This window comes from Roseitalea sp. (assembly GCF_984466335.1).
Map to the genome: position 1 here is coordinate 19,918 of NZ_CFIFWG010000002.1, position 8,580 is coordinate 28,497.

The 8,580-nt window shown below is 66.0% G+C and carries 8 protein-coding genes; 4 read left to right on the forward strand and 4 right to left on the reverse strand.

From position 1 onward, the window contains the following. Positions 1–13: 13 nt before the first annotated feature. Genes AC5E6L_RS00445 through AC5E6L_RS00460 form a run of 4 tightly spaced genes read right to left on the reverse strand, consistent with a single transcriptional unit; the run spans position 14 to position 5,224 of the window. Positions 14–874, reverse strand: coding sequence for an isocitrate lyase/PEP mutase family protein (locus AC5E6L_RS00445; protein ID WP_491770499.1), 861 nt, complete (start codon positions 872–874; stop codon positions 14–16). After that, on the reverse strand, positions 871–1,473 hold the full coding sequence (locus AC5E6L_RS00450; RefSeq protein ID WP_491228374.1) for a cysteine hydrolase family protein: 603 nt from the start codon (positions 1,471–1,473) through the stop codon (positions 871–873). The genes AC5E6L_RS00445 and AC5E6L_RS00450 overlap by 4 nt, the downstream gene beginning before the upstream one ends. Further along, positions 1,470–3,533, reverse strand: coding sequence for a hydantoinase/oxoprolinase family protein (locus AC5E6L_RS00455; RefSeq protein WP_491228373.1), 2,064 nt, complete (start codon positions 3,531–3,533; stop codon positions 1,470–1,472). The genes AC5E6L_RS00450 and AC5E6L_RS00455 overlap by 4 nt, the downstream gene beginning before the upstream one ends. After that, entirely contained in the window at positions 3,530–5,224 is a 1,695-nt protein-coding gene (locus tag AC5E6L_RS00460; protein ID WP_491228372.1) for a hydantoinase B/oxoprolinase family protein, read from the reverse strand. Before AC5E6L_RS00460 ends, AC5E6L_RS00455 begins: the two co-directional genes overlap by 4 nt. Positions 5,225–5,530: 306 nt before the next feature. On the opposite strand from AC5E6L_RS00460, the gene AC5E6L_RS00465 reads away from it, so the two are divergent. The 4 genes from AC5E6L_RS00465 to AC5E6L_RS00480 all read left to right on the forward strand — a co-directional run. Next, entirely contained in the window at positions 5,531–6,346 is an 816-nt protein-coding gene (locus tag AC5E6L_RS00465) for a GntR family transcriptional regulator (RefSeq protein ID WP_491770502.1), read from the forward strand. Then, complete coding sequence (leuC, locus tag AC5E6L_RS00470; protein WP_491230861.1) at positions 6,343–7,740, forward strand: 3-isopropylmalate dehydratase large subunit; 1,398 nt, start codon at positions 6,343–6,345, stop codon at positions 7,738–7,740. The genes AC5E6L_RS00465 and leuC overlap by 4 nt, the downstream gene beginning before the upstream one ends. After that, positions 7,737–8,324 carry a 3-isopropylmalate dehydratase small subunit gene (gene leuD, locus AC5E6L_RS00475; RefSeq protein WP_491770505.1) on the forward strand — a complete coding sequence of 196 codons (588 nt, stop codon included), beginning with the start codon at positions 7,737–7,739 and terminating at the stop codon, positions 8,322–8,324. Before leuC ends, leuD begins: the two co-directional genes overlap by 4 nt. A gap of 149 nt (positions 8,325–8,473) precedes the next feature. Continuing rightward, a partial coding sequence (locus AC5E6L_RS00480) for a hypothetical protein (RefSeq protein ID WP_491770536.1) occupies positions 8,474–8,580 on the forward strand: 107 nt, incomplete at its 3' end.

The window sequence follows — 8,580 nt, forward strand, 5'->3', positions numbered from 1 at the left end:
ACCCGGTTTCCGGTCAGGATTTGCCGTCATAGAAACGGCCCAGTTCCAGCATTTCCGGCGTCCCGATCGCGTCGTTCAAACCATCGAAATTGAACATGCGGTTGGAGAACGGCTTGTTCGAGCCGTGCTTGTGCAGCGTTTCATAATAGTCGCGCGCGGCATGGGCCAGCGCCCGGACGATCCCGCCGGGGAAGATGACGATGTCAAAGCCCATCTCTTCCAGATCGCTTGCCCGGGTTATCGGCGTTGCGCCGCCCTCCACCATGTTGGCGAGCAGCGGCACGCGACCCGCAAACCGTTCCGCGATGCGCGACAGCTCGTCGGTGTTGCGCGGCGCCTCGACGAACAGGACGTCGCTGCCCGCCTCCACATAGGCTTCCGCGCGGTCCATGGCCGCCTCGAACCCTTCGACCGCGATCGCATCGGTGCGCGCGAAGATCAGCGTATCCCGGCGCCGCGCATCGGCCATCGCGGCGATCTTGCCCACCATGTCCTGTGTGGGGATCAACGCCTTGTCCGACAGATGGCCGCAGCGCTTCGGATATGTCTGATCCTCGATCTGAAGCGCCGCCGCGCCCCCTCGCTCATAGCTCTGCATCGTGCGGCGCGCGTTGAGCGCATTGCCAAAGCCGGTATCGGCATCGATGATCACCGGAAGGTCGGTGCGGTCGGCGATCAGGGCCATGGTATCGACCATCTCGCTGGCCGTGGTCAGGCCGATATCGGGCCGCCCCAGGCGCGTATAGGCCACCGCGGCGCCGGACAGATACAGCGCCTCGAACTCGGCCTTCGTGGCGAGCGCCGCCGTCAGCCCGTCATAGATGCCGGGCGCAACGAGGATCTCTTTCTGGGCGAGGCGGCTGCGCAGGGTCATGATGCCCCCTCGATCGCGGCCGTCGCTTCGGCGCAGGTGACAATGTCCGAAACCGACCCCAGCGAAACAAGCGTTGCCTCGTGAACATCTCCATTGAAGGCGGCGCACCCGTCCGACAGCACGATCGTGTGCATCTCGCGCATGTGAGCGTCGCGTACCGTGGAGGCGACGCCGCCATTGGTGACGATGCCGCCAACGATCAAAGTTTCTATCGTTAATGCGCGCAGGATATATTCCATGCGGGTCTGGAAGAATGCCGAATATGCGATCTTCTCCACCGTATAGTCTGCCGGCGCCAATTCATCGACCAAGTCGTGGCCGAAACTGTTGGGTGCGAAGTCGCCTTTGGTCAGGAAGCGGCGCAGCGACTTCAGGTGCGGCGAAATCAGGGGTTCGCCGCCCGGCCTGGGAACCAGCGTAAACTGTGCCGATATATGGACGCCCCCCTTCGCGCGCAGGGCATCGCGAACCGGCGCGATCCGGGCGGGCAGGGCGGTGATGCTCCGGGCCTTCTGGCCCGCGCGGCCGTAGGCCCCCTGGGGATGAAGAAAATCGTTCTGCAGATCGATCGTCAGCAGCGCGGTGCGTCGGGGGGTCATCTGCCGGACCTTTCGATGATGGTGTTGCCCAGGCCGTCGACCTTGCCGGTCAGGCCCGGTTCTATCAACACGGTGGTGTCGGCTTGTTCCAGGATGGCGGGCCCCTTTATGCGGGCTCCGACCGGCAGCGACAGGCGATCATAGATCGCGGTGTCGTGCATCGCGTCTCCGAAGTGCGCCTTGCGGGTGGCGATGCGGGCGGCGGCGGCGCTGCCGCCTGTCGGGGCGAGCGTTGCAAGGTCGAAGCGCGGTCGCAGCCCGATCACGGTGGAGCGCAGGTTGACGATGCGGCGCGTCCCGTTCGGCAAGAGGCGATCATAGGTGGCCCGATAGGCCGCATCGAAGGCGTCGGCGATCCGTTCGGCCGTTATCGGCTTCACCTTCGCGCCGGTGACGGTGATATCGAGGGGGACCGAGACGGTATGGGTCTGCCCGAGATAGGCCATGTCCAGCGCGAACGCGGTTCGGCGCGCCTTGAATCGTGTGCGCGCCGCGTCCAGGGTCGCATGGCCGGCGTGCGTGTGCTCCTGCATGAACTGCGTCAGGGCGTCGATGTCGAGCCCGTCCAATGGCGCGTTTATCGTCTGGACGAAGTCTTGCCGCATATCGGCGATCACGCACCCCATGGCCGACATGACACCCGGATAGCGGGGGATGATCGCCCGCGCCAGGCCGACATCGGCCATCAGGGCGCCGGCATGCAGCGCACCGCCGCCGCCAAAGGGCATGAAGGCGAAATTCTTGGGGTCAAATCCGCGTTCGATGCTGACCAGCCTCAATGCGCCGGCCATGCGGCTGTTGGCGACGCGCAGGATCGCCTCGGCCGCCTCCATCGCGTTCAGTTTCAAGGGCTCGCCGACGCCTTTCACGATGGCCGCCTCGGCGGCATCGACATCCAGGCGCTCAAGCGTGCCGCCGATCGGGCTGCCGGGGTCTATTCGCCCCAGGACGACATTGGCATCGGTGACCGTGGGGCGCGTGTTGCCTTGACCGTAGGCGACCGGTCCCGGGGTCGATCCGGCGCTTTCCGGGCCGATATTGAGCAGCCCGCCCCGATCCACCCAGGCGATCGAGCCGCCGCCGGCGCCGATGGTGGTGATCTCGATCATGGGAGACCGGATGACCATGCCGAAATCGAGCGAGGTCTGCGCCGTCGGCACGGACCGGCCGTCGGCGATCAGCGAGACGTCGAAGCTCGTGCCGCCCATGTCGCCGGTTATGACGTTGGGGTACCCGGCGGCCTGTGCGATGTGGCCCGCGGCGATCACGCCCGCCGCGGGGCCGGAAAGGGCCGTGCGCACCGGCACCCTGGCGGCCGTGTCGACATCCATGACCCCGCCATTGGACTGCACGATCATGAACTCGCCGGCGAACCCGCCGGCCTTGAGCGCGGTTTCCAGCCGACCGATGTAGCCGGAGATCTCCGGTTGCAGATAGGTGTTGAGCGCGGTGGTCGAAAATCGCTCGAACTCGCGGATCTCCGGCAGGATTTCCGAAGAGGCCGAGACATGGGCGTTGGGCCAGATTGCGCGCACCGCCGCAACGGCCGCGCGCTCATTGTCGGGATTGGCATAGCTGTTGGCAAACATCACCGCGCAGGCCAGGCAGCCATCCTCCATGAGCGCGCGGGCGGCCATGCGCACCGCCTTGAGGTCGACCGGGGTCCGCACGGTGCCGTCGGCCAGTGTCCGCTCCGGCACTTCGAGCCGAAGGTTGCGGGGCACCACCGGAACGAAATCGCCGCGCAGGCCCCATGTGCGCGGCCTGTCGCGCCGGCGCATTTCCAGAACGTCGCGCAGGCCCTGCGTCGTGATGACGCCGATCCGCGCGCCTTTCCGCTCAAGCAGCGCGTTGGTTCCCGCCGTGGTGCCGTGCACGATGACCGATAGCTGCGCGAGATCGTCGATCTTCTGCGCGATTCCCTGAAGAAAGCCGCCCGACTGATCCGGGCGCGTGGTGGTCACCTTCGCCACCTGCGCGGTGCCCGAAGATTCGTCCAGAACGAAAACATCGGTGAACGTGCCCCCGACATCCACGCCGACCATGTGCGTTCCGGTCATGTGGAGACCTCCTCCCAGGCGGCTCCATAGGCCCGGCTCGCCGCCTCGGGCGATATCAGGCCCATCGCCACATCGTGGGCGACGGCCGCGGGATCGCGTCCGCAGGCAGGGCCGTAGCCGCCGCCGCCCGGCGTTTCCAACCGCAGCGATTGGCCCTGACGCAACCGGATGCCGACCATTTTCGATGCCATGGGCGGATGGTGCCAGCCGTCGTCCTGTTCATAGGAGAACACGTTCATTGCCGCTTCGCCGCCGCCCGCGGCGCCTTTCGGCGCAAACCGTCCACGCTCGCCGAACAGAAAGGCGGTCGCGGATTTTTCAAGGATCTCGATTTCGTAAATCGCACCCATGCCGCCCCGGTGCGTGCCTGCGCCCGCGCTGTCGGGCCGCAGCGCCCATTGCCGGAACATGACCGGATATGCGGCTTCGAGGATTTCCATCGGTGGGATCGTGGCCGTCGAGATGGGCGCGTTGCCGTGGCTCAGGCCATCGCTTTCGCACGAGCCCCCATGCCCGCCGCCGTAGAAGCTGAACATGACCCAAGGTTGACCGTTTTCACGCTTGCCGGCGATTGAAAGCGCGTTGATCGTGCCATAGGCATTCGCCACGCATCGGTCCGGCGCCGCCTGCGATGCGGCCGCGAAGATGACGTCGATCATCCGAAGGATGGTTTCTGTATAGCCGCCGACCGGTGCCGGGAAGGGCGCCGACAAGAGCGAGGTTTCGGGAACGACGATGTCAATCGGGCGCATCACCCCGGCATTGGCCGGCAATGCCGGGAAGATGTGCTTGACGGCGACATAGGCGGTGGCGACCGCCGTCGGCCGGGCGATGTTGACGGGCCCCGCGCAGCGGTCGGCGCTGCCGGTGAAGTCCAAGGTCATCCGGTCGCCCCTGATCTTGAGGGCGACGCGGATGGGCAGGGGCGCGTCGGTGATGCCGTCATTGTCCAGAAAATCGACGGCCTCCCAGCATCCGTCGGGCAACTCGCTCAGCGCGGACCGCATCAGGGTCTCGGCCCGGTCCTGAAGCGCGTCGAGCGCGGCGCGCACCGTATCGGCGCCATATTCGGCCAGCAGTTCATCGAGCCGTTTGACGCCCAGATCCAGCGCGCCAAGCTGCCCGTTGAGGTCGCCCTGCGCCGATTGCGGCAGACGGGTATTGCGCATCAAAATGTCGACGACATCGGTCTGGATCGTGCCGCCGCGCGCCAGCCGGACGGGCGGCAGCACGAATGCCTCCTGGAAGGCATCGGTCGCGGCGGGGTTGTAGTTGCCGGGGACCGCGCCGCCCAGATCGTGCCAGTGGCCGACCGACCCCAGAAAGCAAAACGGCCTGCCGTCATGAAAATAGGGCCGCACGAGGCGCATGTCGTTCAGATGCGTGCCGCCCAAATGCGCGTCGTTGAAGATGTAGATGTCGCCATCGGCAAGATCGCCATCCTTTTCGGCCTTGTCGATCACCGCCTTGACGGCGAAGGACATGACGCCGACGAAGATCGGCAAACCTGACTTGCCTTGCACCAGCGTGTCGCCCGAGGCCGGGTGATAGAGCCCGTGCGAGGCGTCGTGCGCTTCCGCGATGATGGGGTTGAAGGCCGCGCGGAACAAGGTCGCATCCATCTCGTCCGCGATCTGTTCCATCCGGCCGGCGAGCACGGAAAGCGTGATCGGGTCGACAGGCTGCGTCATGGGGCCGCTCGCGCTTTTGTCACGTCGTTCCATGTCCCTTGTCCCGCATACGGTCCGGCAACCGGCTCCGGGCCGCCGGCGGGCGCCATGGCGCCCGGTCGCTCGCCATCATCGTGCCGACACCGTCGGCCGGCATGGCGAACACGCCGTATCTCGACATTCGACATGGCAGCCCCTTCCTTCAATCTGTATTTTTTATAATACAGATATGGGTATTCGAAAAGGGTAATTATTTTCATTTTCGGGCTTAGATTTCTCGTATAAAAAAGATAGGACGCTAAAGTTTGACCGGCGTTGGAGGGATTCGTGGCGCAGGACGGAGCGGCTGGAAAAGGGGTCGGCCTTCCCGAGGGCGGCAAGGCGCGGCGCGTTTACCTTCTGTTGCAGGAAGAGATTTTGCGCGGCGTGCACGCCCCTGGCGCCTTGCTGGAGGGCGAGCAGAAGCTGGCGCTGCGCCTGGGCGTCTCGCGCGTTACAGTGCGCCGGGCGCTCGATGCTCTGGAGCGGGACGGGATGATCACGCGGCGGGCCGGTTCGGGCACCGTGGTTCGGGAACTGGCATCGCAGCCGGCGGTGCTGGCCGATTTCGCCACCTTGATGCCGCAGCTTGTGGCGATGGGTCAAAAGACGACGGCGCGGCTGTTGTCCTTTTCCTATGGTGCCGCGCCCGCGCCCGTGGCCAAGGCGATGGGATTGCCCGAAGACGGTCGCGTGCAAACGGCCATTCGCGTCCGGCTGGTCCAGGAGCGTCCGTTTTCGCATCTGACCACCTATGTCCCAGAGGCCATCGCCGCCAGCTATACCGAGGCGGATCTGGCCACCACGCCGCTGTTCCGGTTGCTGGAACGGTCGGGCGTCCGTATCGAAAGCGCCCATCAGAGCGTCGGCGCAACCCTGGCCACGCCCGATGTTGCGCAGGTGCTGGGATTGAGCATGGGCGCCCCCGTTCTGGCGCTTCGCCGCGTCGTGCGGGATGCGGACGGCCGCGGCATCGAATATCTGTCGGCGCTTTATCGGCCCGACCTGTTTCGCCTGGAAATGTCTTTGCACCGTGTCGGCACCGATGAAACCCGGCACTGGGAACCGGTCATCGAAATGCCGGGGCAGGAAGCCGCCCAATGACGACACCGCGCACCTTGCTTGAAAAGCTCTGGAGCGCGCATGCCGTTATGCGGCGCGATGACGGGAACACGCTGCTTTGGGTGGACCGGCACCTTGTGCACGAGGGTTCGCACCACGCCTTTGCCAGGCTGAAAATGCGCGGCCTGAAGGTGACCAGACCGGATCTCACCTTTGCGGTCGTCGATCACTATGCGCCAACGCGCGCCGGTCTCATGGATGCCGATGTCGCGCGCATGATCCGCACGCTGGGCGACAATGCGCGGGCGCATGACGTCACCTTGTTCGATCTCGCCGATCCCGAGCAGGGCATCGTCCATGTGATCGGTCCCGAATTGGGCCTGACATTGCCGGGATTGCAGGTGAACTGCGGCGACAGCCACACATCGACCCATGGCGCGTTCGGCGCGCTGGCCTTTGGGGTCGGCGCGACCGAGGTGGCGCACATCCTGGTCACGCAGACGGTCTGGCAGGCGCGTCCGCGCGCCATGCGGATCACGGTGGACGGGGCATTGGGGCCTGGCGTCACCGCCAAGGATCTGGCGCTGCACTGGATCGCGAAGCTGGGAGCGGACGGTGCGCGGGGCCATGCGATCGAATATGCCGGCGCGGCTGTTCGGCGGCTGAGCATGCAGGGCCGGATGACGCTGTGCAACCTGTCGATCGAGGGCGGCGCGCGGCTTGGCCTTGTGGCGCCGGACGATGTGACGTTCGACTATCTGCAAGGGCGCCGATTCGCGCCAAAGGGCGCCGACTGGGCGCGCGCGGTCGATGACTGGGCCGTGCTGCAAACCGACGCGGACGCCGCATTCGATCGCGAAGAGCGGATCGATGCCGCCGACATCGCGCCGACCGTGACATGGGGCACCTCGCCGGAGGAGGCGCTGCCGATCAGCGCGACGGTGCCGGACCCGGCCGCGTCCGCGCCCGGCAAGAGCGCCGCGATGCGCGCCTCGCTGGAGTATATGGGTTTGACCCCCGGCATGCCGATCACTTCCATTCCGGTCGACGAGGTCTTCATTGGCTCGTGCACCAATGGCCGGATCGAGGATCTGCGCATGGCGGCCAGGGTGCTTGCCGGGCGGCGCGCGCGCGTGCCCGGCTTGATCTCGCCCGGATCGGCGCGGGTCAAGCGGCAGGCCGAGGCGGAGGGCCTGGCGAAGATATTCACCGATGCCGGGTTGAAGTGGGCCGATAGCGGCTGTTCCATGTGCGTCGGCATGAATGGCGACCGGGTGCGCGCGGGCAGGCGATGCGCGTCTTCGACCAATCGCAATTTCAAGGGTCGTCAGGGACGCGGTGCGCGCACGCACCTGATGAGTCCCGCCATGGTGGCCGCCGCCGCGGTGACCGGCCGCCTGACCGACGTGCGCCCGTTGCTGGAGGGGCGGTTGTGAGCGGCTGGCGGACGCATGACGGCCTGGCCGTCGCGCTTGCCGTTGAAAATGTGGACACGGACCAACTGATCCCGGCGCGATTCATGTCGACCCCGCGCAGCGAGGGATATGGACGGTTTCTATTGTACGATTCAAGGCAGGACGATCCCGATCACGTGCTGAACAAGGTGCCCGCGACCGTTTTGGTGGCGCGGCGCAACTTCGGCAGCGGCTCCAGCCGCGAGGCGGCCGTCTACGCGCTTCTCGATTTCGGCATTCGCGCCGTGTTCGCGCCGAGCTTCGGCGACATCTTTTCAGGCAATGCGGTCAATAACGGCCTGTTGCCCGCGCGCTTGCCGGTCGGGCAGGTCGAGGCATTGCTGTCCGATCTGGCCGGCGGCGCGGGCGATGCCCGCATCGATCTCGTTGCCGGGACGGCACGGATCGCCGGGCGCCAGGTCCGCTTCGAGCTCGATGCCGTCTCGCTTGAGAAGTTGAAGAGCGGCTGTGACGACATCGACCTCACCGGACGGCACGCCGACGCCATTGCGGCGTTCTTTGAGGCTCGAAAAGCCAAACATCGGTGGGTCGTACCCTCGACATGAAAGCGCGCGGATGCGGCATGTGGGCGGGAGCGGCGCCATGCCGGCTGCCGGCCGCGCGCGCCGATTATCGATTGCCGGTTGCGGCCTCGCCCCGTTTGCGTCTATCGGGAGTGCACCCGCAATCCGATCCAGTCCCTCAGGGAGCCGCCATGAAACCGGTCGCCGAACTCGAACCCAACACGTTCGCCTTCGAGACGACCGCGCTCGTCAGGCCGACCGGTTTTCGCGAATATGACGCGCGCTGGCTGTTCGGGCC

What these genes read in the sequence shown, in the direction of transcription:
- AC5E6L_RS00445 (WP_491770499.1), bottom strand. Translation starts at nt 874, where the DNA reads ATGACCCTGCGCAGCCGCCTCGCCCAGAAAGAGATCCTCGTTGCGCCC.
- AC5E6L_RS00450 (WP_491228374.1), bottom strand. Translation starts at nt 1,473, where the DNA reads ATGACCCCCCGACGCACCGCGCTGCTGACGATCGATCTGCAGAACGAT.
- AC5E6L_RS00455 (WP_491228373.1), bottom strand. Translation starts at nt 3,533, where the DNA reads ATGACCGGAACGCACATGGTCGGCGTGGATGTCGGGGGCACGTTCACC.
- AC5E6L_RS00460 (WP_491228372.1), bottom strand. Translation starts at nt 5,224, where the DNA reads ATGACGCAGCCTGTCGACCCGATCACGCTTTCCGTGCTCGCCGGCCGG.
- leuC (WP_491230861.1), top strand. Translation starts at nt 6,343, where the DNA reads ATGACGACACCGCGCACCTTGCTTGAAAAGCTCTGGAGCGCGCATGCC.